Origin of the sequence: Streptomyces sp. NPDC053560, assembly GCF_044544605.1 — a bacterium.
Lineage (GTDB): Bacteria > Actinomycetota > Actinomycetes > Streptomycetales > Streptomycetaceae > Streptomyces.
The window spans coordinates 565,419-586,830 of the sequence record NZ_JBITXI010000002.1 but is presented as its reverse complement, the minus strand read 5'-3'; the positions used below and the strand labels follow the sequence as shown (position 1 = coordinate 586,830).

Sequence of the window (21,412 nt, the reverse complement as noted above, 5' to 3'; positions counted from 1 at the left end):
CGCGGGCGGCGTCACTGCGCGCCGGGACGCACCAGCCCGCTCTCGTACGCGTACACCGCCGCCTGCACCCGGTCCCGCAGGCCCAGCTTCGTCAGTACATGCCCCACGTGCGTCTTCACCGTCGTCTCGCTGACGAACAGGTCCGCCGCGATCTCCGCGTTCGACAGGCCGCGCGCGACCAGCTTCAGCACCTCCACCTCACGCTCGGTCAGCGTGCCGAGCGTGTCCGGCACCGGCTCCTCGCCCGACGGGAGATGCGTGGCGTACTTGTCCAGCAGCCGGCGCGTGATGCTCGGCGCGAGCATCGCCTCACCGGCCGCCACCACCCGGATCGCCTGCACCAGCTCGTTCGCCGGCGCGTCCTTCAACAGGAAGCCGCTCGCCCCCGCCCGCAGCGCCTCCACCACGTACTCGTCCAGATCGAACGTGGTCAGCACCAGGACCTTCGCCGGGCCGTCCTTCGCCGGACCGGTGATCCGGCGGGTCGCCTCCACGCCGTCCATCCGCGGCATACGGATGTCCATCAGCACCACATCGGGCTGGAGCGCCCGCACCTGATCCAGCGCCTGCACGCCGTCACCGGCCTCGCCGACGACCGCGATGTCCTGCTCCGCCTCCAGGATCATCCGGAAGCCGGTACGCAGCAGCGGCTGGTCGTCGACCAGCAGGACGCGGATAGTCACGAACTCTCCTTCGATTGGCCTGCGGCCCCATTCTGCCCTGCCGCGCCGTCCCCGGACTGCGGCGACGGGATCACCGGCAACGTCCCGTCGGCGGCCGGCGCCCCCGGCGCCAGCGGATACGGCGGGGGAGTGCCCCCGAACTCCGGACACACCGCCTGGTGATCGCACCAGTTGCACAGCTTCGTCGGCCGCGGCCGCCAGTCACCCGAATCCGTCGCCCGCTGGATCGCGTCCCACAGCGCCAGCAGCTTGCGCTCCACACCCCGCAGATCCGCCTCGGACGGGTCGTACGTCAGCACGTCGCCACTGCCCAGATAGACCAGCTGCAGCCGGCGCGGCACCAGCCCGCGCAGCCGCCACAGCACCAGCGCGTAGAACTTCATCTGGAACAGCGGGCCCTCGCTGTACTCCGGGCGCGGGGCCTTGCCGGTCTTGTAGTCCACCAGGCGCACCTCGCCCGTCGGCGCCACGTCCACCCGGTCGATGAAGCCGCGCAGCCGCAGCCCCGACTCCAGCACCGTCTCCACGTACAGCTCGCGGTCGGCCGGCTCCAGCCGCGTCGGGTCCTCCAGCGAGAACCACCGCTCCACCAGCGCCTCGGCGTCCGTCAGCCAGCGCGCCAGCCGCTCGCCCTCCGGATCGTCGGCGAACAGCTCCGCGAGCTCCGGACGCTTCTCCAGGAGCTTCGCCCACTCGCCCGGCACCATGGCCCGCGCGCTCGGCGCCGTACGCTCCGCCGCCGGCGCGTCGAAGAGCCGCTCCAGGACCGCGTGCACCACCGTGCCACGGGTGGCCGCCTCGCTGGGCTTCTCCGGCAGCTTGTCGATCACCCGGAAGCGGTACAGCAGCGGGCACTGCATGAAATCGCTCGCGCGGGAGGGCGACAGCGCCACCGGGCGCGCCGCGGCCGGCGCTGCCCGTACGGCCTTCTCGGTGCTCGTGTCCATAGCCATAGACCCTACGGCCCGCCACCGACAGCATTCCGCATACCATCGACGCGGACCGCTTCGCCCTGCATGATCGTGGTACTGAGAGCGTGGTACCGAACCGGACAGGCCGGTCAGGGCGAAGGCCGCACACCGACGAGGGGACACCGTGGACGAGAGCGGGAAGCCGCAGGGCCCGCAGGACGCCCAGGAGTCCGCCGCCGCACCGGAAACCGCAGACGACGGACCGCGGGACGGAGGAGCGGAGCCCGGCAAGGACGCACCCGAGAAGGAGGCGCCCGAGAAGGGCGTGGCCGGCGAAGCCGCACGCGGCGAGGATGTTCCCGCGAGGGACGTACGCGGTGAGGACGTGCCGGAGAAGGCCGTACGCGCCGAGGACGTACCCGAGAAGGAAGTACGCGCCGAGGACGTACCCGAGAAGGTGACGCCCCCGCCGGCCGGTGGCCGGCCCGCCGTCACGCCCGGGTCCGTCGACGGCGCCGCCAACGGACGCCGCGGCCCCGGCGGCGGCATCCTCATGGGCAAGCCCTTCGGCGTGCCCGTGTACGTCGCCCCCAGCTGGTTCCTGGTCGCCGCCCTCATCACCTGGGTCTTCGGCGGCCAGCTGGAGCGGGTGCTGCCCGAGCTGGGCGCAGCCCGCTACCTCGTCTCCCTCTTCTTCGCCGTCGCCTTCTACGCGTCCGTCCTGGTGCACGAGCTGGCGCACACCGTCGCCGCGCTCCGGTTCAAGCTCCCCGTACGCCGCATCCAGCTCCAGTTCTTCGGCGGCGTCTCGGAGATCGAGAAGGAGTCCGAGACCCCCGGCCGGGAGTTCGTCCTCGCCTTCGTCGGCCCGCTGCTCTCCCTCGTGCTCGCCGGCGTCTTCTACGGCGCGATGTACCTCGTCGAACCCGGCACGGTCCCCGGCGTCCTGATCGCCGGACTGATGATCTCCAACCTCATCGTGGCGATCTTCAACCTGCTCCCCGGCCTCCCGCTCGACGGCGGCCGGATGCTCCGCGCCGTCGTCTGGGCCGTCACCGGCAAGCCGATGACCGGCACCGTCGCCGCCGCCTGGGTCGGCCGCGCGCTCGCCGTCGCCGTGCTCATCGGACTGCCGCTGCTCACCCACACCGGAGCGCTCGGCAACGAACGCCCCGAGATCGGCGGCGTCGACTCCCTCACCGACGCCCTGCTCGCCGCGATCCTCGCCGCGATCATCTGGACCGGCGCCGGCAACAGCCTGCGCATGGCCCGGCTCCGCGCACACCTCCCCGACCTCCGGGCCCGTACGCTCACCCGGCGCGCCGTCCCCGTGGAGCCGAGCCTGCCGCTCTCCGAAGCGCTGCGCCGCGCCAACGAAGCGGGCGCCCGCGCCCTGGTCGTCGTGGACGGGCACGGCGTGCCCACCGCCGTCGTCCGCGAGGCGTCGATCGTCGCCGTCCCCGAGCACCGCCGCCCCTGGGTCGCGGTCAGCGGCCTCGCGCAGGAGCTGAAGGAGGGCATGCGGGTCCCGGCCGAGCTGGCCGGCGAGGACCTCCTGGACCACCTCCGCACCACCCCGGCCACCGAGTACCTGGTCGTGGAGGACACCGGCGAGATCTACGGCGTCCTCTCCGCCGCCGACGTCGAAAAAGCCTTCGTGGCGGCGATGGCGCGGCCCTCCTGAGAGCGCCGAAAAGCGCCGGAGGAGCGCCGACCGCGATTCCCGCAGAGCGCCGACCGCGATTCCGGCCCACCCCTCCTGGGTAACCCCCAGCCGGGGGGACGTGGGTGTTCGACCCGCCCCGTAGGCGCCGCGCCCGGGTGCCCCCGGCTGCGCCGGCCCCGCCCCACCCACGTGCCCCGCCCCGCCCCCGCCTCCCGGCCCGCCCTGGTACGGAGTGCTCCGCACGCCCGGTAGGCTGGTCACATGTCCGAACCGACCGGTGCCGCCCGCCGTCGCGGGCCCTTCAAGGTCGGGGACCAGGTCCAGCTCACCGATCCCAAGGGTCGCCACTACACGTTCACGCTCGAAGCGGGGAAGAGCTTCCACACCCACAAGGGAGCCTTCCCCCACGACGAGCTGATCGGCGCTCCCGAGGGCAGTGTTGTCCGTACCACCGGGAACGTCGCCTACCTCGCGCTGCGCCCCCTGCTCCCCGACTACGTCCTGTCCATGCCCCGCGGTGCCGCCGTGGTCTACCCCAAGGACGCGGGGCAGATCCTGGCGATGGCCGACATCTTCCCCGGCGCCCGCGTCGTCGAGGCGGGAGTCGGATCCGGCTCGCTCAGCAGCTTCCTGCTGCGCGCCATCGGCGACCAGGGCATGCTGCACAGCTACGAGCGGCGCGCCGACTTCGCCGAGATCGCCACCCAGAACGTCGAGCGCTACTTCGGGGGCCCGCACCCCGCGTGGACGCTCACGGTCGGCGACCTCCAGGACAATCTCTCCGACACCGAGGTCGACCGGGTCATCCTGGACATGCTCGCTCCCTGGGAGTGCCTGGACGCCGTCTCCAAGGCGCTCGTCCCCGGCGGCATCCTCTGCGCGTACGTCGCCACCACGACGCAGATGGCCCGCACCGTCGAGGCCATCCGCGAGCACGGCACCTTCAACGAGCCGTCGGCCTGGGAGACCATGGTCCGCACCTGGCACGTCGAGGGCCTCGCCGTCCGCCCCGACCACCGCATGATCGGCCACACCGGCTTCCTGCTCACCGCCCGCCGCCTCGCGGACGGCGTGGAGCCGCCGCTGCGCCGCCGCCGGCCCGCCAAGGGCGCGTACGGCGAGGACTACACCGGCCCCGGTGGCCAGTCCGCTCCCGCGCAGGAGCACAAGAGCCCGGCCCAGAAGCTGCGCGAGAAGAAGGAGCGCGAGCAGGCCGGTCAGGAAGCGGCCGCGCAGGCGGACGCCGGCCCGGAGAGCCGCGAGGACTCCACCGAGAGCTGACTCCGTACGGCTCACCGTCACGTACCGAACCGCACGGCGCCGCCCGTGAGTTCCCGACAGGGAACCACCGGCGGCGCCGACGCGTTTCGGGACACGGGACGAGGCACGGGACGAGGCACGGGACGAGGCACGGGCGCCGGGCGTCCGCATGGCCGGTTCCGGTGTGTTTTTCACCGTTCGGGAACCCCGCGTGGGGCAGCCGCGTTCCCAGGGCAAGGACCGAGTTCTTCAAGTTTTCTTCTTGGTCCGGACTTGTTGGTTCCGTGGCAGGGCGTCGTGTGGAACGATGCCGGGCAACCCCCACCGCCACAGCTCTTCCCAGGAGTTATTCCGCGTGCAGTCCTTGGCAGGCCCGGACCTTCCGCACACCAGCACGACCTTCATGCAGTGGCTGGCCACCGCGACCGCCGTCGCGGGCGTGGTCGCCCTGGCCTCCCTCGTCCAGCCTGCCGGCACGGTCCCGACCGCCTCCGCCGCGACCTCGGCCGGCGGCCGCCCCGCCCCCGCGGCCACCGCCCCGGACGCCCGGTCTGCGCACTACCCGCTCGACTGCGGGCCCAATCCGGTCCAGGTGACCGAGAAGGTCTCGGGGGACCTCGACGGCGACGGCGGACCGGAGACCGTCGCGGTGGTGCGCTGCAAGGCCGAGATGGGCACGCCGCCCAGTGGTGTGTACGTCCTCGCCGCGCCGTCCGTGGAAGGGGCCGCGCCGCGCGTCGTGGCGACTCTCGTCGACCCCGCGGACAAGTTCAGTGTCCAGGGCCTCACGCTCTCGGGAGGGGCCGTGAGCGCCACCCTGCTGGGGTACTCCGACACCGATGTGCCGCGCTGCTGCCCCGACATTCACAAGGGCACCAAGTGGCGGTGGCAGAACGGCAAGTTCGTCCAGAGCGAAACGTCCAGCGCCGGAAGCGAGTTCCCCGCCTCCCAGGGCATCTGACCCCGGCCCGCCCTACCCGGGCATCACACCGCGGCATCCGGCCTCGCCGTGCGTGCGCCCGACCGCTTCCCCGACCACTTCCTGCGAGTGCCCATCCGAACAGTGCGGTTTCCGGCCACTCCCTATGAGTGTCCGACCGTACGGCGCGGGCCCTTGTTCCGGTCGGCCGGCCGTCACGTGACGTGACCGGCGGCCACCGTCCCGCCCCGCCCCCGCCCGGCGGCCGCGGCCCGCCGGCTACTCCGCGTCCGGGCCGTAGACCTCGGCCTTGTCCGACACCCGGCGCACGTGGATGCAGTCGCCGGGGCACTCCTTCGCGGAGTCCCGCACGTCGTTGAGCAGCGGCAGCGGTACCGGCGTGGTGGCGCCCTTGTCCTGGAGCAGCTCGTCGTCGGCGCTCTTCACGTACGCGAGCCCGTCGATGTCGAGCTCGAAAACCTCCGGCGCGTACTGCGCACAGATGCCGTCGCCGGTGCACAGGTCCTGGTCGATCCAGACCTCGAGCTCGGTGGCTTCTTCCTGGGCGCTCATCTCGCCTGCCGTTCCTACGTGCGTTTAACCGATGTTGACTAAGTAGTGCCAGCACTGACGGGTGTTGACCGTGTCGACGATACAACCGGTCGCTTTCGGATGTTGTCGGGTGGGTATCACCCCAGGGTGAGGACGTGCGCAAGGGTGAAGATCGGACACACCCCGACAGTCTTTTCGATCTAGGGGTTTCAACCTGCACCGGCCCAGGTAGGGTCAGGAAGCGTCCAGCTCCCCTTGGAGGAGGTGAGGACCGTGGCAGCCCACGACGACGACATCAACCGCGGCATCCGGCCGGGGCGGGGGTCTGACGACCCTGCCGGCCAGGTTGCCTATCTCGAGCAGGAGATCGCCGTCCTGCGACGCAAGCTCGCCGACTCTCCGCGTCACACGAGGATTCTCGAAGAGCGGATCGTCGAGCTGCAGACAAACCTGGCCGGCGTATCGGCTCAGAACGAGCGACTCGCCAATACTCTCCGTGAGGCCCGCGACCAGATCGTCGCGCTCAAGGAGGAAGTCGACCGGCTCGCGCAGCCGCCGGCCGGCTTCGGTGTCTTCCTGACGGCGAACGAGGACGGCACGGCCGATATTTTCACCGGAGGCCGAAAGCTCCGGGTCAATGTCAGCCCGAGCGTCGAGCTCGAAGAGCTCAGGCGTGGCCAGGAGGTCATGCTCAATGAAGCGCTCAACGTGGTCGAGGCCATGGAGTTCGAGCGCGCCGGGGACATCGTCACCCTCAAGGAGATCCTGGAGGACGGCGAGCGCGCCCTGGTGATCGGGCACACCGACGAGGAACGGGTGGTGCGGCTCGCCGAGCCGCTGCTGGACATCACCATCCGCCCCGGCGACGCCCTGCTGCTCGAACCCCGCTCCGGCTACGTCTACGAGGTCATCCCCAAGAGCGAGGTCGAAGAGCTGGTCCTCGAAGAGGTACCGGACATCGACTACACCAAGATCGGCGGTCTGGGCGGCCAGATCGAGCTGATCCGGGACGCCGTCGAGCTCCCGTATCTCTACCCCGATCTGTTCAAGGAGCACGAACTGCGCCCGCCGAAGGGCGTCTTGCTCTACGGCCCGCCCGGCTGCGGCAAGACACTCATCGCCAAGGCGGTCGCCAACTCCCTCGCCAAGAAGGTCGCCGAGGTGACCGGCAAGCCCGCGGGGAAGAGCTTCTTCCTCAACATCAAGGGCCCCGAGCTCCTCAACAAGTACGTCGGCGAGACCGAGCGGCACATCCGCCTGGTCTTCCAGCGGGCCAGGGAGAAGGCCAGCGAGGGCACGCCCGTCATCGTCTTCTTCGACGAGATGGACTCCCTCTTCCGCACCCGTGGCTCCGGGGTCAGCTCGGACGTGGAGAACACCATCGTCCCGCAGCTGCTCTCCGAGATCGACGGCGTGGAGGGCCTGGAAAATGTGATCGTCATCGGTGCCTCGAACCGTGAGGACATGATCGACCCGGCGATCCTGCGCCCCGGCCGTCTCGACGTGAAGATCAAGATCGAGCGTCCGGACGCCGAGGCCGCCAAGGACATCTTCTCGAAGTACCTCACCGACCGGCTGCCGCTGCACACCGACGACCTCTCCGAGCACGGCGGGTCGCCGAAGGCCGCGGTCAGCGCCATGATCCAGTCGGTCGTCGAGCAGATGTACGCGGAGTCCGAGGAGAACCGCTTCCTGGAGGTCACCTACGCCAACGGTGACAAGGAAGTCCTGTACTTCAAGGACTTCAACTCCGGCGCCATGATCGAAAACATCGTCGGACGCGCCAAGAAGATGGCCATCAAGGCCTTCCTCGAACAGAACCAGAAGGGCCTCCGGGTCGCCCATCTGCTCCAGGCGTGCGTGGACGAATTCAAGGAGAACGAGGACCTCCCGAACACCACCAACCCCGACGACTGGGCCCGCATCTCCGGAAAGAAGGGCGAGCGGATCGTCTACATCCGCACCCTCGTCACCGGCAAGCAAGGCGCGGACACCGGCCGCTCGATCGACACGGTGGCGAACACCGGTCAGTACCTGTAACACCGCTCACCGGCTGCGGATGTCCCAGGCGGGGCGTCCGCAGCCGGACGCATTTCCAGGGGTGGGACGCCCCCTGGAGGGGACCCGGCGGAACAGGGAAAACCGGACTGGAGCAATGACTGTAATGATCTCCCCAGCGCCGCATCGGCGTTCTAGGCTCTTCGGTACCGCCGCACCACTCAGTGCGGAAGCGGGGACCGCATACGGACCGGAAGCGCAGCGGTACTTGAGCGCCGACCCCAGCAGGGGGCGCCGCCGGGCAAGGAGGGCCGCATGACCGTACGGCGAGTAATGGGCATCGAGACGGAGTACGGCATCTCCGTCCCCGGCCACCCCAACGCCAATGCCATGCTCACCTCGTCCCAAGTCGTCAACGCCTACGCGGCGGCGATGCACCGGGCCCGACGCGCCCGGTGGGACTTCGAGGAGGAGAACCCGCTGCGGGACGCCCGCGGCTTCGACCTCGCACGTGAGAACGCGGACTCCAGCCAGCTCACCGACGAGGACATCGGCCTGGCCAACGTCATCCTCACCAACGGCGCGCGCCTCTACGTCGACCACGCGCACCCCGAGTACAGCGCCCCCGAGGTCACCAACCCGCACGACGCCGTGCTGTGGGACAAGGCCGGCGAACGCATCATGGCCGAGGCCGCCGAGAAGGCCGCCCAGGTCCCCGGCGCCCAGCAGATCCACCTCTACAAGAACAACACCGACAACAAGGGCGCCTCCTACGGCACGCACGAGAACTACCTGATGAAGCGGGAGACCCCCTTCTCGGACATCGTGCGCCACCTCACCCCCTTCTTCGTCTCCCGCCAGGTCGTCTGCGGCGCCGGCCGCGTCGGCATCGGTCAGGACGGCCACGAGCACGGCTTCCAGATCAGTCAGCGCGCCGACTACTTCGAGGTGGAGGTGGGCCTGGAGACGACGCTCAAGCGGCCCATCATCAACACCCGCGACGAGCCGCACGCCGACGCCGAGAAGTACCGCCGGCTGCACGTCATCATCGGCGACGCGAACCTCTCGGAGATCTCCACCTACCTGAAGCTGGGCACGACGGCGCTGGTCCTCTCCATGATCGAGGACGGCTTCATCAACGTCGACCTCGCCATCGACCAGCCCGTACGCACCCTCCACCAGGTTTCGCACGACCCGTCGCTGCAACAGCTCATCACGCTCCGCAGCGGCCGGACGCTCACCGCCGTACAGCTCCAGATGGAGTACTACGAGCTGGCGCGCAAGTACGTCGAGGAGCGCTTCGGCGCCGACGCGGACGCGCAGACCAAGGACGTCCTCAGCCGTTGGGAGGACGTGCTCGGCCGGCTGGAGAACGACACGATGAGCCTGTCCGGCACGCTGGACTGGGTCGCGAAGCGGGAGCTCATGGAGGGCTACCGGCGCCGCGACAACCTCGACTGGGACGCGGCGCGGCTGCACCTGGTCGACCTCCAGTACGCCGACGTACGGCCCGACAAGGGCCTCTACAACCGGCTGGCGGCGCGCGGCAAGATGCAGCGCCTGCTGACCGAGGCGGACGTGGAGAAGGCGGAGATCAAGCCGCCGGAGGACACCAGGGCCTACTTCCGGGGTCGCTGTCTGGAGCAGTACGCGGACGATGTCGCGGCCGCCTCCTGGGACTCCGTGATCTTCGATCTGCCCGGCCGCGACTCCCTCCAGCGGGTCCCGACCCTGGAGCCGCTGCGGGGCACCCGGAACCACGTCAAGGAGCTCCTGGACCGCTGCCGCACGGCGGAGGACCTGGTCCGGGTACTGAGCGGCGGCTGAGGCGGTAAGGAGGCGTACGGGCCGCTCACGGCCTGATGAGAGGCCCGATCGTGACCGATCCGGCGCCCGCCGGGCGGCTGAAAGGCCCGCCCGGCGGGAATCATCGAAGTGGGTCCCGGACGTTGAGGGAAAGTGCAGGGCCGATGTCGGACCCAGCTTGTAAGGTCTGATCTTGACAGTCACATCGAGCGGGGCGAACCGAGCGGGGTGAGGGATATGGCGACCAAGGACACCGGCGGCGGACAGCAGAAGGCTTCGCGCAGCACCGAAGAGGTCGAGGAGCAGACTCAGGACGCGGAAGCGTCCGAGGACCTCAAGGAGCGCCAGGAAAAGCTGTCTGACGACGTGGACTCCGTGCTGGACGAGATTGACGATGTCCTCGAGGAGAACGCTGAGGATTTCGTGAGGTCATTTGTCCAGAAGGGTGGCGAGTAATCCCTAGATGTCCGAATTGCATCACGAGAAGAACTGCTCACGATGCAGACGGACGTTGTCGTCGGGGGCATTCGCCAGCAACAAGTCGATGCGCGACGGCCTGCAGGCGTACTGCCGGGAGTGCTCCGCGGAGTACTACCGGCAGCGCCAGGCGGCCAAGGGGCGGACGGTCCGCGAGAAGATTCCTGTGCCTCGCGGATCCAAGCGGTGCCCCCAGTGCGAGGAAGTAAAGCCGCACGACCAGTGGGAGCAGAACAAGTCGTCGTCGGACGGCTGGGCAAGCTACTGCCGGTCGTGCCGAGCCGAGCGGAATCGCGAGAGCTACTTCCGACGCAAATACGGCCTCACCGAGGCCGAGCGGGATGCTCTTCGCGCCGAGACGAAGGGGCTCTGTCCCATCTGTCTCGCGGCTCCGGCCGTGCATGTGGATCACGATCACGATACGGGTAAGGTCCGTGGCGTGCTGTGCTTCAGCTGTAACGCAGCGCTTGGGCAATTCAAAGATCGGCCGGACGTCCTGAGGCGTGCGGCCGAGTATCTGGAAGGAAAAGTGTGGAAGCCAATACTCGAAGCACCGGGCGTCTACCGTCTGCCTTCCTGACGCCTGGATCCTCCTCGTTCATGGACTTTCTCAGCGAGCACTCGCCGGAGCTGCTGCCGGGGAACCGGCCGTTGCCGCCCGTGCAGGGGGCGATCGAGGCGCCGCACGGCACGACGATCGTCGCGGTGACGTTCCCCGGGGGCGTCGTGCTGGCCGGTGACCGTCGCGCGACGATGGGCAATGTCATCGCGCAGCGGGACATCGAGAAGGTCTTCCCGGCGGACGAGTACAGCGCGGTCGGCATCGCCGGCACCGCGGGCCTGGCTGTCGAGATGGTCAAGCTCTTCCAGCTGGAGCTGGAGCACTACGAGAAGGTCGAGGGCGCGCAGCTGTCCCTGGAGGGCAAGGCGAACCGTCTTTCGACGATGATCCGCAGCAATCTGGGCATGGCCATGCAGGGCCTGGCCGTGGTGCCGCTGTTCGCGGGGTACGACATCGACCGCGAGAAGGGCCGTATCTTCTCGTACGACGTGACCGGCGGGCGTTCGGAGGAGCGGAATTACGCCGCGACGGGCTCCGGTTCGGTCTTCGCGCGCAGTGCTCTGAAGAAGCTGTTCCGGGACGACTTCTCGGAGAACGACGCGGCGACCGCTGTCGTGCAGGCGCTGTACGACGCCGCGGACGACGACTCGGCCACCGGTGGGCCGGACATGGGCCGGCGGATCTATCCGATCGTCACGGTGATCAATGACGAGGGCTTCAAGAAGCTCACCGAGGACGAGGTCTCCGAGATCGCCCATGCCGTCCACGAGCGGCGCATGGAGCAGCCCGACGGCCCGCGGGCCGCACTGCTCTGACGTGACGACAGCGGATGACGGATCCGGAGGGGCTTTCGCCGTGAGAGAGCCATTGACAGAAAGGGACGGATAGCCGGTGTCGACGCCGTTCTATGTCTCACCCCAGCAGGCCATGGCCGATCGCGCCGAGTACGCCCGCAAGGGCATCGCGCGCGGACGCAGTGTTGTCGCCCTGCAGTATGCCGACGGCGTCGTTTTCGTCGCCGAGAATCCTTCCCGTGCACTGCACAAGGTCAGCGAGATCTATGACCGGATCGCCTTCGCGGCGGTCGGTAAATACAACGAGTTCGAGAACCTCCGTATCGGTGGTGTGCGCTACGCCGATCTGCGGGGGTACACCTACGACCGTGAGGACGTGACGGCGCGCGGGCTGGCGAACACCTACGCCCAGACGCTCGGTGCGATCTTCTCCAGCGCCGGTGAGAAGCCGTACGAGGTCGAGCTGTTGGTCGCCGAGGTGGGGAACACCGCCGAGGACGATCAGATCTACCGGCTGCCGCATGACGGTTCGATCGTGGACGAGCACGGTTCGGTCGCGGTCGGTGGTAACGCCGATCAGATCAGCAGCTATCTCGACCAGCACCACCGGGACGGCATGACGCTGGGCGAGGCGCTGAAGCTCGCCGTGGAGTCGCTGTCGCGGGACAACAACGGTGGTGAGCGCACGCTGACCGCCGAGCAGCTGGAGGTCGCGGTCCTGGACCGCAAGCGGCCGCAGCAGCGGAAGTTCAAGCGGGTGCTGGGCCGCCAGCTCGCGCGGCTGCTGGAGTCGGACGGTGCGGCCACGGCGCCGGCCGCCGAGGCCGATGCCGGGGGCGAGGCCGAGGAGGGCTCCGACTCGGAGAGCTGAGCGCCGCTCGCGTACGTTCCGCGCCGCCCCGGTGGGTTGTTTCCCGCCGGGGCGGCGCGGTGTGTGCGGGCCCCGGCGGGAACCCACAGGCATCCTGACAGCGCGTCAGGGGTGCGGCTCGCGGTGTGTCAGGAGCGCGGCTCGCCGGGTGGGGGCGGGGCGGTCGAGCCGCGGGTGACCAGTTCGACGGGGAGGGTGGTGGGCGCGGCGGGTGGCCGGCCGGCCAGGACGTCGATGAGGGCGCGCATGCCGGCGGCGCCGAACTCCTCGGCGGGCAGCCGTACGGTCGTCAGCTCGGGTTCGACGGCGGTGGCCAGCGCGAGGTCGTCGAAGCCGGTGATGGAGACGTCCTCGGGTACGCGCAGGCCGAGGCGGCGGGCGGCCTTGCAGGCGCCGGCGGCGAGCAGGTCGTCGTCGCAGACGAGGGCGGTGGGGCGGGGGCCGGGGGCGGTCAGCGCGGCGTGGGCCGCGTGCAGTCCGGCGTCCACGCTGAGCGGTGCGGGCAGGCGGTGCAGCGCTGCGCCCGGTACGGCCGCCACGGTCTCCGCGAGGGCTTCTGCGCGGAGGTGGAAGGTCCAGGAGTCGACGGCGGCGGCGAGGTGGGTGAGCCGGCGATGGCCGAGGCCGAGCAGGTGGCGGGCGGCGAGGCGGGCGCCGTGGGCGATGTCGAGGTTGACGGTGGCGGCGGCGGGGGTGCTGTTCGGGTCGCTGTCCAGCATGACGAGGGGGAGGCCCTCGCCGTAGAGGGCGGTGAGTGCGTCCGCGGCCATGGAGGAGGCGATGACGCCGTCGAGGGTGGCGCGGGCGGAGTCGAAGGGGTCGCGGGCCGGGCCGATTCCTTCGGGGGAGGGGTAGAGCACGAGGCCGAAGCCGCTGTCGGCGGCGATGCGGGCGGCGCCGGTGTAGACGCGGGCGAAGAATTCGGTGGTGAGGGCGGGGACGACGAGCAGGGCGGTGCGGGTGCGGCCGAGGCGGAGGCTGCGGGCCGCGAGGTTGGGGCGGTAGCCGAGTTCGCGTGCCGCGGTGCGGACGGCGTCGGCCTTGGCCTCGGAGACCCGGCCGCGCCATTTGTCGCCGAGGACGAGGGAGACGGCGGCCTGGGAGACGCCGGCGGCCCGCGCCACGTCCTTGCTGGTGACGCGGGGTGCTTCGGCCGCCGTGTGCGACCGGGGGCGGTGTGTCCCCGTGTCCGGCGTTCCGGTGTCCCGTGCCGCCGCGCCCTGTTCGGTCACTGGTGTGGCTGCCCTTCGTGCGGCGGTGCTGTTGTGGTTGCGCGGTGGACCCGCGGTCAGCGGCCATGGTACGTATGGCGGGACACGTTATACGTAACACTTGATGGCGGGCACCCGGCCTCGGCGGCCGGCGGAGAGGGGCGGACATGGCCGCGGGTTACGCGGAGCTGCTCAGGACGCGCCACGCGGCGCGGTTGCTGGTCGGCACGTTGGTCGGACGGCTGCCGAACGCCACGGCGGCGCTGGCGGTGGTGCTCTTCACCCGGGCGGAGGGCGGCAGCTACGCCCTGGCGGGGGTCCTCTCGGCCGTGTACGGCCTCTGCAACGCCGTAGGACAGCCGCTGCTGGGCCGCGCGGTGGACCTGTGGGGCCAGCCGCGCGTCATGCTTCCCGCGGCCCTCCTGTCGGCGCTGGGCATGGTCCTGCTGGCCGCGGTCGGCATCGATCCGGTGTGGCCGGCGTACGCGGCCATGGTGGTCGCCGGGTTCTTCACGCCGCCGCTGGAGGGCGGGCTGCGGGCACTGTGGCCGGGCGTCCTGAAGCGTCCGGAGCGGGTGCACGCGGCGTACGCACTGGACGCGGTGGCGCAGGAAGTGATGTTCGCGGTCGGCCCGCTGCTGGTGACGCTGAGCGTCGCGGCCTGGTCCGAACGGGTCGCGCTGCTGGTCATCAATGTCCTCGGTGTGCTCGGCGCGCTGTCGGTGGTGGTGTCGGCGCCGTCGCGCGAGTGGCGCAGCGCGCCGCGCGAGGCGCACTGGCTGGGGGCGCTGCGCTCGTCCGGCATGCTGGTCCTGATCGGGTCGTTCTTCTTCGTGGGGCTGGCGCTGGGGTCGATCGCGGTGGCGGCGGTGGCGTACGCCGATACGCACGGCGGCGGGATGGTCTCCAGCTACCTTCTCTCCGCGCTGGGCGCGGGGGCGCTGGTCGGCGGTGTGGTGTACGGGGCGCGCGAGTGGCCGGGGGAGCCGGAGCACCGGTTGCGGGTGCTGATCGGGCTGCTGGCGCTCGGGTATCTGCCGTTGTCGCTGGCGCCGGGGGTGGCCGGGATGACGGCGCTGACCGGGCTTGCGGGTGTGTTCCTGGCGCCGGCGCTGGCGTGCGCGTTCATCGTGGTGGACCGGCACGCGCCGGGCGGCACGGTGACGGAGGCGTTCTCGTGGCTGGTCACGACGTTCGGGGTGGGAGCCGCTGTGGGTACGTCCGTGGTGGGCCCCGCGGTGGAGCTGGGCGGCGCGACGGCGGGTTTCGCGGTCGCGGGCGGCGGTGGCGTGGCCGCGCTGGCCGTGATGACGGCGGCGCGGCGTTTTCTGCTGCCGTCCGGGATTCGGACGGGTGGCGTCCAGGCGGAAAATGATCGGAACGGTGCCGTCGAACCCGGTTTCAGAGCTGGCCGTCAGGCGTAATGTTCAGTCATGGACCGCCGCATTTTCGGGCTGGAGAACGAGTACGGCGTCACGTGTACGTTCAGGGGACAGCGCCGCCTGTCTCCCGACGAAGTGGCGCGGTACCTCTTCCGCCGTGTCGTGTCATGGGGCCGCAGCAGCAATGTCTTCCTGCGGAACGGTGCCCGCCTGTACTTGGACGTGGGATCGCACCCGGAATACGCAACTCCCGAGTGCGACAACGTGACCGAGCTGGTCACCCACGACAAGGCCGGCGAGCGCATTCTCGAAGGCCTGCTCGTCGACGCCGAACGCCGCCTGCATGAGGAGGGAATCGCCGGAGACGTCTATCTCTTCAAGAACAACACCGATTCGGCGGGAAACTCGTACGGCTGCCACGAGAACTACCTCGTGGCACGGCACGGGGAGTTCTCCAGGCTCGCGGACATCCTCATTCCGTTCCTGGTGACCCGTCAGCTGCTGTGCGGTGCCGGAAAGGTGCTGCAGACGCCGCGCGGTGCGGTGTACTGCGTGAGCCAGCGCGCCGAACACATCTGGGAAGGGGTCTCCTCCGCGACGACCCGTTCCCGGCCGATCATCAACACCCGGGACGAGCCGCACGCGGACGCCGAGCGCTACCGCCGGCTGCACGTCATCGTGGGTGACTCCAACATGTCCGAGACGACCATGCTGCTGAAGGTCGGCGCCACCGACCTCGTGCTGCGCATGATCGAGGCGGGCACGGTGATGCGGGACCTGACCCTGGAGAACCCCATCCGGGCGATCCGCGAGGTCAGCCACGACATCACCGGTCAGCGCAAGGTGCGGCTGGCGAGCGGCCGGGAGGCCTCGGCCCTGGAAGTCCAGCAGGAGTACTACGAGAAGGCGGTGGACTTCTGCGACCGCCGTGGCATCCGTACGGGCACCGTCGAGCGGGTCCTGGAGCTGTGGGGCCGCACGCTGGAGGCGATCCGGGACGAGCAGCTGGACCGGGTCGCGACGGAGATCGACTGGGTGATGAAGTACCAGCTGATCGACCGTTACCGCGCCAAGAACAACATCACCATGTCCCACCCGAGGGTGGCGCAGATAGACCTCGCGTACCACGACATCCACCGCCGTCGCGGGTTGTACTACCTCCTGGAGAAAAAGGGCCAGGCGGCGCGGGTGTGCAACGATCTGAAGATCTTCGAGGGCAAGTCCGTGCCGCCGCAGACGACACGGGCCAGGCTGCGCGGCGATTTCATTCGCCGGGCCCAGGAGCAGCGCCGGGACTTCACCGTCGACTGGGTGCATCTCAAGCTCAATGACCAGGCGCAGCGCACGGTGCTGTGCAAGGACCCGTTCCGGTCGGTGGACGACCGGGTGGAGAAGCTCATCGCGGGAATGTGACGCCTTCCGCGGCACGGCGGTGTGTCAACGGCCATTGAGCCGGTGCACACCGCCGTGTTGTCTCCGGAAAAGGGGCGGCGTTCGGCTCGTGGCGCGGAGGGGTTCAGGTCGTAGAGTGGCGGGCATTGCCCACCCACCCCTCTAGCCCGAGTTGGACTGATGAAGCTCACGAAGAACACCCGCCGTGCCGCGGCCGCGGCGATCGCCGTGCCCGTCCTGATGTTCACCGCCGCGTGCGGGTCCGATGACGACTCCGCCGATTCGGGCGTCGTGAAGGTGGACGGCAAGGCCGGCGAGCAGCCCAAGATCAGCGTGCCCAAGGGCGCCAAGCCGTCGGACAAGACGGTCGTGAAGACGCTCCACGAGGGCAAGGGCGCGACCGTGAAGAAGGGCGACTTCGTTCGGCTGGACTTCATCGGGCAGACGATGAAGGGCCAGTCGCTGGGCAGCACCTGGTCCAAGCAGCCGGGCGCCAAGGAGCGGGCGCAGGTCGTCGGGGAGGTCGGCCAGCCCTCGCAGATGCTGCCGTCCCAGGTGATGGAGGAGGCGGAGGGGAAGAAGGTCGGTACCCGCTTCGAGATCGAGGGCACCGCCAAGTCGATCATCGGTGACCAGCTGAACCCGCAGGCGGGTGTGAAGGCGGGCGACGGCCTGGTCTGGGTCGTCGACGTCGTCAACGCCAAGAAGGTCGACAAGAAGGCCGCCGCCAAGGGGGAGCAGGCGGCGCCGGAGGCCGGTATGCCCGAGGCGAAGGACAACGGGCAGAAGCCCGCCACGATCACCGTCCCCAAGGGCGAGAAGGCCCCCAAGGACACCAAGGACCAGGTGCTCATCAAGGGCGACGGCCCGAAGGTGAAGGCCGGTCAGGGCGTGATCGCGCAGTACACCGGTGTGAAGTGGGAGGACGGCAAGATGTTCGACTCCTCCTGGAAGCACGGTGGCGCCACCGCCTTCCAGATCGGCACCGGACAGGTCGTGAAGGGCTGGGACAAGGCGCTGGTCGGCAAGAACGTCGGCGACCGTGTCCTGGTCGTCGTGCCGCCGAAGGACGGCTACGCCGCCAGCCCGCAGTCCGGGCTGGCGAAGAACACGCTGGTCTTCTCGGTGGACATCATCGGAGCCGTCTGAAGCCGTCCGCGGGCCGCGATCACCACCGCGTCGTCATCTGCGAGACTGTCCGGCGTTGTAGAACGATTCGTTCGTAGGAGCACATACGTGAGCATCGACAAGCCCGAGATCGACTTCCCGGAGGGCCCCGCGCCCGCCGATCTGGAGATCGTGGACCTGTGGGAGGGTGACGGGCCGGTCGCCAAGGCGGGGGACACCGTCTCCGTCCACTACGTCGGCGTCTCCTTCAGCAGCGGTGAAGAGTTCGACGCGAGCTGGAACCGCGGCAAGCCGCTGCAGTTCCAGCTGGGCGCCGGCCAGGTCATCGCGGGCTGGGACCAGGGCGTGCAGGGCATGAAGGTCGGCGGCCGCCGCCGGCTGACCATCCCCGCGCACCTGGCGTACGGCGAGCGTGGCGCCGGTGGCGGCCGCATCGCCCCGGGTGAGACGCTGATCTTCGTCTGCGACCTGGTCTCGGTCTGAGGACGCGACGCCGGGGCCGGCCGAGCCCGGTCCGGCGCTGATTTTCGCCCACGCGGACACCGTGTCCGGACGCCGGTTACGTCCTTGTGCGGCGCCGGCACGGCGCGTGGTGCGAGTATTGAGGGCCCATACCCCCGAGGGGGTATGGGCCCTCGGCTTTTGAAGCGGCTCGCGGTAGCGGTACGGTCATCGGTCGGGAGCTAGAGAAAGGGCGTCGATGGCCATTGCCAAGGCCGAGCGGCTGATGAACCTGGCGCTGTGCCTGCTGGGGACCCGGCGCCCGCTCACCAAGCGGGAGTTGCGCGGTTCCATCGAGGCGTACGTCGAGGCGTTCGGCCCGGGGGACACCGTGGCCGGCGCGGGCGACGAAGCGTTCAACCGCATGTTCGAGCGGGACAAGGACGACCTGCGTGAGCTCGGCATGGTCATCGAGACCGTCGAGGGACTGGACGGTGAGACCGGCTACCTCGCCCGCCGCGACTCCAACCGCCTCCCGCCGATCACGCTGGACGCCGAGGAGGCCGCGGCCCTGGGCCTGGCCGCGAAGATCTGGCAGCAGGCCCGGCTCGCGGGCGCGGCCAGCGGCGCGCTCCAGAAGCTGCGCGCGGCCGGCATGCCGCTGGCGTCGGAGGACGAGGGCCCGTACGACCCGGCGCAGCCGCACAGCGCCCTGGAGCCCCGCATCCCCGCCCACGAGGCCGCCTTCGAGCCGCTGATGCTGGCCTGCCGCGACCGCCGGCCGGTCGTCTTCGACTACCGCAAGGGCAACGCCGCGCGGCCCGAGCAGCGCCAGGTCGAGCCGTGGATCCTGGAGTGCTGGCGCGGCCACTGGTACCTGGCGGGCTGGGACCGTGACCGCAAGGCCGAGCGGGTCTTCCGGCTCTCCCGCATCACCGGCAAGGTCCGCTCGCGCGCCGGGAAGTTCACCGCCGAGGTGCCCGACCACGTGACCGTGCGGGAGACGGTGGAGAGCTGGGCGGGCGAGACCGCGACCGGCACCGCCCGCATCAGGCTGCGCGCCGACCACGGCTACCCGCTGCGCGCCCGCGCGCTGTCCGTGCGCGCGACGGGCGACGGCTGGGACGAGCTGGAGATCCCGTACGGGCACGGGCTGGACGCCTGGCTGGTGGAGCTGGGCCCGGACGTGATCGTGCTGGAACCGGCCGAACTGCGGGCCGACGTGGTGGACCGGCTGCGTGCCGTGGCCAAGGGCTGAGGGGGAGCGACCAGACCATGGCGACGAACGCCATCGACCAGACCCGCCGGATGCTGTCCCTGGTGACGTACCTGCGTGAGCGCCCCGGCGCCCACGTCAGCGACGTGGCCCGGGCCTTCGGCATCACCGAGGACGAGCTGATCGCGGACCTCGACGTACTGCCCATGTGCGGTACGAGCTTCCGCGGCGGCGACCTGCTGGACATCGACACCGACGGCGACCGCATCTGGTGGCACAACCCCGACGACGTCGCCGAGCCGCTGCGGCTGGCCGCCGACGAGGCGACCGCGCTGCTGGTGGCGGCGCGCGCGGTGGCCACCCTGCCCGGCCTGCGCGAGGGAGACCGGCAGGCCCTGCTGCGGGCCACCGCCAAGCTGGAGGCCGCGGCGGGCGAGGCGGCAGGCGCCAGCTCCCGCCTCTCCGTCACCTTCGAGTCCGAGGGCGGCGTCTTCGCCGACGTGGACCGGGCCATCGCCGAACGCCGCCGGCTCTGGCTGCGCTATTACTCACCGGCCCGCGACGAGCTCACCGAGCGCGAGGTGGACCCCATCCGCCTCTTCACCATCGGCCACACCTACGTCGAGGCCTGGTGCCGGCTCTCTGAGGCGCGCCGCACCTTCCGGCTGGACCGGGTCGCCGAGATCAAGCTGCTCGACGCGCCCTCGGACCCGCCGCCGATCGAGCTGCGGGACCTGTCCGAGGGCCTGGTGCAGCCGGCCGCCGAGGACCCGGAGGTCGTGATCGAGGTGGGGCCCGGCGGCCGCTGGGTCGCCGAGTACTACCCGCACGACACCGCGGAGGAGCTGCCCGAGGGGGGCCTGCGCATCACCCTCCGTACGCCGGACCCCGCGTCGCTGCGGCGGCTCGCGCTGCGGCTGGGCCGGGACGGGCGGATCGTGGCGCCGCAGGAGCTGGCGGACAGCGCGCGGGACGCGGCGGCCCGGGCGCTCGCCGCGTACGGCGGCTGAGCGGGCGGCCCGGAGCACACGGGAGTGCCGAGAAACAGCAGGGGAGCTGTGAGTGCGATGACGACGGTGCCGACACCGGCTGCGCCTGTGGTCTTCAAGGCCGCCTGCCCGGACTGCCGGGGCCGCTTCGAGCTGGCCTCGGACGCGCTGCGGCTGGCGATAGGCGGCAGCCGCCGCACCACCTTCTACTCCTTCACCTGCCCCGACTGCGGCTCCGCCGTCCGCAAGCCGGCCGGCGAACGCATCGTGGAACTCCTGACCGGCGGCGGCGTACGGACGCTGCGGCTGCACACGGGGTGAGGAGGCGGGCTTCCCGCGTGCCTCCCCCGGGTAATCCCCCGGTGGGGGCACGGGCTCGTTCGATTCGCCCCGTAGGCGCCGGTAGGCTCGCCCCATGCTCTGGCCCATGATCGCCATCGCCCTCGGCTTCCTCGGCCTCGCCGTCCTCGGTGTGCTCGCCGTCCGTGTCTTCGTCGAGGTACGCAGGCTCGCCCGGCAGGTGGAGCACACCTCGCGCCGGATCCAGCAGGCCGCGCAGGACCTGGAGCGGGCCGCCGGGCCGCTCGCCGGCAACGCCGGGGCAATGGCCGGAACCCGGCGGGAGACGGTCTGAAAATCGCCCGCCCACGGGCGGTACGCTGCTGGATGCGGGTCGACGAGCGAGGCGCGGCCCGCAATCGGGAGTATGCACGGGGATTGCCGCCGGTTAACCCCCGCGCGTTACGATCGCTGGCAGCACGGCGAAACGGACGCTTGTCCGACCAGTCGGGCAGCCCCACCCCAGCCGCCTCGGTGAGAAGGTAAACACTTATGTTCACTGGAAAGATCGGCGCTCCCGAGATCATCCTCATTCTCGTCGTCGTCATCCTTCTGTTCGGAGCGAAGAAGCTCCCCGAGATGGCCCGCTCCCTCGGCAAGTCGGCGCGCATCCTCAAGAGCGAGGCGAAGGCGATGAAGTCCGAGGGCTCGCAGTCGCAGTCCGCGCCGTCCGACCCGCCGAACGACGCGCAGGGCGAGACGCCGAAGACGATCCAGGCCTCGCCCGGTGACGTGAACAGCTCCCGCCCGGTCGCCGAGCCGACCGACAGCACCACCAAGCGCTGATCCAGGGTCGACCGGGGCGGCGGCCCGGT

General features: G+C 70.3%; 22 protein-coding genes. 18 read left to right on the top strand and 4 right to left on the bottom strand.

Annotation, left to right across the window (positions count from 1 at the left end):
- Positions 1 to 11: 11 nt before the first annotated feature.
- Together ACIGQF_RS05920 and ACIGQF_RS05915 are read right to left on the bottom strand one after the other, a co-directional pair.
- Entirely contained in the window at positions 12 to 683 is a 672-nt protein-coding gene (locus tag ACIGQF_RS05920) for a response regulator (protein ID WP_399705978.1), read from the bottom strand.
- Entirely contained in the window at positions 680 to 1,630 is a 951-nt protein-coding gene (locus ACIGQF_RS05915) for a RecB family exonuclease (protein ID WP_399705976.1), read from the bottom strand. The genes ACIGQF_RS05920 and ACIGQF_RS05915 overlap by 4 nt, the downstream gene beginning before the upstream one ends.
- Positions 1,631 to 1,778: 148 nt before the next feature.
- On the opposite strand from ACIGQF_RS05915, the gene ACIGQF_RS05910 reads away from it, so the two are divergent.
- From ACIGQF_RS05910 to ACIGQF_RS05900, 3 genes are all read left to right on the top strand, one after another.
- A complete protein-coding gene (locus tag ACIGQF_RS05910; RefSeq protein WP_399705974.1) occupies positions 1,779 to 3,278 on the top strand; it encodes a site-2 protease family protein in 1,500 nt (499 codons plus the stop codon).
- Positions 3,279 to 3,521: 243 nt separating this feature from the next.
- Positions 3,522 to 4,541 (top strand): tRNA (adenine-N1)-methyltransferase, encoded by a 1,020-nt coding sequence (locus tag ACIGQF_RS05905; RefSeq protein ID WP_399705971.1) that lies wholly within the window; start codon positions 3,522 to 3,524, stop codon positions 4,539 to 4,541.
- A 334-nt stretch (positions 4,542 to 4,875) separates the two neighbouring features.
- Positions 4,876 to 5,481: a hypothetical protein gene (locus ACIGQF_RS05900; protein ID WP_399705968.1), complete on the top strand. Its 606-nt coding sequence runs from the start codon at positions 4,876 to 4,878 to the stop codon at positions 5,479 to 5,481.
- A 237-nt stretch (positions 5,482 to 5,718) separates the two neighbouring features.
- On the opposite strand, the gene ACIGQF_RS05895 is transcribed toward ACIGQF_RS05900, so the two are convergent.
- Positions 5,719 to 6,012, bottom strand: coding sequence for a ferredoxin (locus ACIGQF_RS05895; protein ID WP_030252045.1), 294 nt, complete (start codon positions 6,010 to 6,012; stop codon positions 5,719 to 5,721).
- Between the two features lie 252 nt (positions 6,013 to 6,264).
- Here ACIGQF_RS05895 and arc point away from each other — a divergent pair, with 252 nt between their 5' ends.
- The 6 genes from arc (at position 6,265) to prcA (ending at position 12,499) form a co-directional block, all read left to right on the top strand.
- Positions 6,265 to 8,031 (top strand): proteasome ATPase, encoded by a 1,767-nt coding sequence (gene arc, locus ACIGQF_RS05890; protein WP_361564862.1) that lies wholly within the window; start codon positions 6,265 to 6,267, stop codon positions 8,029 to 8,031.
- A gap of 273 nt (positions 8,032 to 8,304) precedes the next feature.
- Positions 8,305 to 9,816 (top strand): depupylase/deamidase Dop, encoded by a 1,512-nt coding sequence (dop, locus tag ACIGQF_RS05885; protein ID WP_399705965.1) that lies wholly within the window; start codon positions 8,305 to 8,307, stop codon positions 9,814 to 9,816.
- 216 nt (positions 9,817 to 10,032) lie between these two features.
- Positions 10,033 to 10,251 carry a ubiquitin-like protein Pup gene (locus ACIGQF_RS05880; RefSeq protein WP_030252037.1) on the top strand — a complete coding sequence of 73 codons (219 nt, stop codon included), beginning with the start codon at positions 10,033 to 10,035 and terminating at the stop codon, positions 10,249 to 10,251.
- Positions 10,252 to 10,258: 7 nt separating this feature from the next.
- The gene (locus ACIGQF_RS05875; protein WP_361564868.1) at positions 10,259 to 10,852 is read left to right on the top strand and encodes an endonuclease VII domain-containing protein; all 594 of its coding nucleotides are present in this window, start codon (positions 10,259 to 10,261) and stop codon (positions 10,850 to 10,852) included.
- Positions 10,804 to 11,649 (top strand): proteasome subunit beta, encoded by an 846-nt coding sequence (gene prcB / locus ACIGQF_RS05870; protein ID WP_399705963.1) that lies wholly within the window; start codon positions 10,804 to 10,806, stop codon positions 11,647 to 11,649. Before ACIGQF_RS05875 ends, prcB begins: the two co-directional genes overlap by 49 nt.
- Before the next feature lie 76 nt (positions 11,650 to 11,725).
- The gene (gene prcA / locus ACIGQF_RS05865) at positions 11,726 to 12,499 is read left to right on the top strand and encodes a proteasome subunit alpha (RefSeq protein ID WP_399705961.1); all 774 of its coding nucleotides are present in this window, start codon (positions 11,726 to 11,728) and stop codon (positions 12,497 to 12,499) included.
- Between the two features lie 128 nt (positions 12,500 to 12,627).
- Here the strand turns inward: prcA and ACIGQF_RS05860 are convergent, their stop codons facing one another.
- A complete protein-coding gene (locus tag ACIGQF_RS05860) occupies positions 12,628 to 13,623 on the bottom strand; it encodes a LacI family DNA-binding transcriptional regulator (RefSeq protein ID WP_399706390.1) in 996 nt (331 codons plus the stop codon).
- 254 nt (positions 13,624 to 13,877) lie between these two features.
- On the opposite strand from ACIGQF_RS05860, the gene ACIGQF_RS05855 reads away from it, so the two are divergent.
- The 9 genes from ACIGQF_RS05855 (at position 13,878) to tatA (ending at position 21,383) form a co-directional block, all read left to right on the top strand.
- Positions 13,878 to 15,134, top strand: a complete 1,257-nt coding sequence (locus ACIGQF_RS05855; protein WP_399705957.1) for an MFS transporter — start codon at positions 13,878 to 13,880, stop codon at positions 15,132 to 15,134.
- A 9-nt stretch (positions 15,135 to 15,143) separates the two neighbouring features.
- Positions 15,144 to 16,505, top strand: a complete 1,362-nt coding sequence (gene pafA, locus ACIGQF_RS05850) for a Pup--protein ligase (RefSeq protein ID WP_052867447.1) — start codon at positions 15,144 to 15,146, stop codon at positions 16,503 to 16,505.
- A 159-nt stretch (positions 16,506 to 16,664) separates the two neighbouring features.
- Entirely contained in the window at positions 16,665 to 17,633 is a 969-nt protein-coding gene (locus ACIGQF_RS05845) for an FKBP-type peptidyl-prolyl cis-trans isomerase (protein WP_399705954.1), read from the top strand.
- A gap of 87 nt (positions 17,634 to 17,720) precedes the next feature.
- A complete protein-coding gene (locus tag ACIGQF_RS05840; protein WP_399705952.1) occupies positions 17,721 to 18,095 on the top strand; it encodes an FKBP-type peptidyl-prolyl cis-trans isomerase in 375 nt (124 codons plus the stop codon).
- 217 nt (positions 18,096 to 18,312) lie between these two features.
- Positions 18,313 to 19,311 carry a WYL domain-containing protein gene (locus ACIGQF_RS05835; protein WP_361564886.1) on the top strand — a complete coding sequence of 333 codons (999 nt, stop codon included), beginning with the start codon at positions 18,313 to 18,315 and terminating at the stop codon, positions 19,309 to 19,311.
- Positions 19,312 to 19,328: 17 nt separating this feature from the next.
- On the top strand, positions 19,329 to 20,279 hold the full coding sequence (locus tag ACIGQF_RS05830; RefSeq protein ID WP_361564889.1) for a WYL domain-containing protein: 951 nt from the start codon (positions 19,329 to 19,331) through the stop codon (positions 20,277 to 20,279).
- Positions 20,280 to 20,336: 57 nt separating this feature from the next.
- On the top strand, positions 20,337 to 20,579 hold the full coding sequence (locus ACIGQF_RS05825) for a hypothetical protein (RefSeq protein WP_052867442.1): 243 nt from the start codon (positions 20,337 to 20,339) through the stop codon (positions 20,577 to 20,579).
- A 94-nt stretch (positions 20,580 to 20,673) separates the two neighbouring features.
- Positions 20,674 to 20,892, top strand: coding sequence for a hypothetical protein (locus ACIGQF_RS05820; RefSeq protein WP_399705947.1), 219 nt, complete (start codon positions 20,674 to 20,676; stop codon positions 20,890 to 20,892).
- 197 nt (positions 20,893 to 21,089) lie between these two features.
- Positions 21,090 to 21,383, top strand: coding sequence for a Sec-independent protein translocase subunit TatA (gene tatA / locus ACIGQF_RS05815; protein WP_031062580.1), 294 nt, complete (start codon positions 21,090 to 21,092; stop codon positions 21,381 to 21,383).
- Positions 21,384 to 21,412 lie beyond the last annotated feature (29 nt).

Bases quoted from the DNA above. Each gene is read 5' to 3' on its own strand.
- ACIGQF_RS05915 (WP_399705976.1), bottom strand. From the start codon at position 1,630: ATGGACACGAGCACCGAGAAGGCCGTACGGGCAGCGCCGGCCGCGGCG.
- ACIGQF_RS05905 (WP_399705971.1), top strand. From the start codon at position 3,522: ATGTCCGAACCGACCGGTGCCGCCCGCCGTCGCGGGCCCTTCAAGGTC.
- ACIGQF_RS05895 (WP_030252045.1), bottom strand. From the start codon at position 6,012: ATGAGCGCCCAGGAAGAAGCCACCGAGCTCGAGGTCTGGATCGACCAG.
- dop (WP_399705965.1), top strand. From the start codon at position 8,305: ATGACCGTACGGCGAGTAATGGGCATCGAGACGGAGTACGGCATCTCC.
- ACIGQF_RS05880 (WP_030252037.1), top strand. From the start codon at position 10,033: ATGGCGACCAAGGACACCGGCGGCGGACAGCAGAAGGCTTCGCGCAGC.
- ACIGQF_RS05875 (WP_361564868.1), top strand. From the start codon at position 10,259: ATGTCCGAATTGCATCACGAGAAGAACTGCTCACGATGCAGACGGACG.
- ACIGQF_RS05855 (WP_399705957.1), top strand. From the start codon at position 13,878: ATGGCCGCGGGTTACGCGGAGCTGCTCAGGACGCGCCACGCGGCGCGG.
- pafA (WP_052867447.1), top strand. From the start codon at position 15,144: ATGGACCGCCGCATTTTCGGGCTGGAGAACGAGTACGGCGTCACGTGT.
- ACIGQF_RS05845 (WP_399705954.1), top strand. From the start codon at position 16,665: ATGAAGCTCACGAAGAACACCCGCCGTGCCGCGGCCGCGGCGATCGCC.
- ACIGQF_RS05835 (WP_361564886.1), top strand. From the start codon at position 18,313: ATGGCCATTGCCAAGGCCGAGCGGCTGATGAACCTGGCGCTGTGCCTG.
- ACIGQF_RS05830 (WP_361564889.1), top strand. From the start codon at position 19,329: ATGGCGACGAACGCCATCGACCAGACCCGCCGGATGCTGTCCCTGGTG.
- ACIGQF_RS05825 (WP_052867442.1), top strand. From the start codon at position 20,337: ATGACGACGGTGCCGACACCGGCTGCGCCTGTGGTCTTCAAGGCCGCC.
- ACIGQF_RS05820 (WP_399705947.1), top strand. From the start codon at position 20,674: ATGCTCTGGCCCATGATCGCCATCGCCCTCGGCTTCCTCGGCCTCGCC.
- tatA (WP_031062580.1), top strand. From the start codon at position 21,090: ATGTTCACTGGAAAGATCGGCGCTCCCGAGATCATCCTCATTCTCGTC.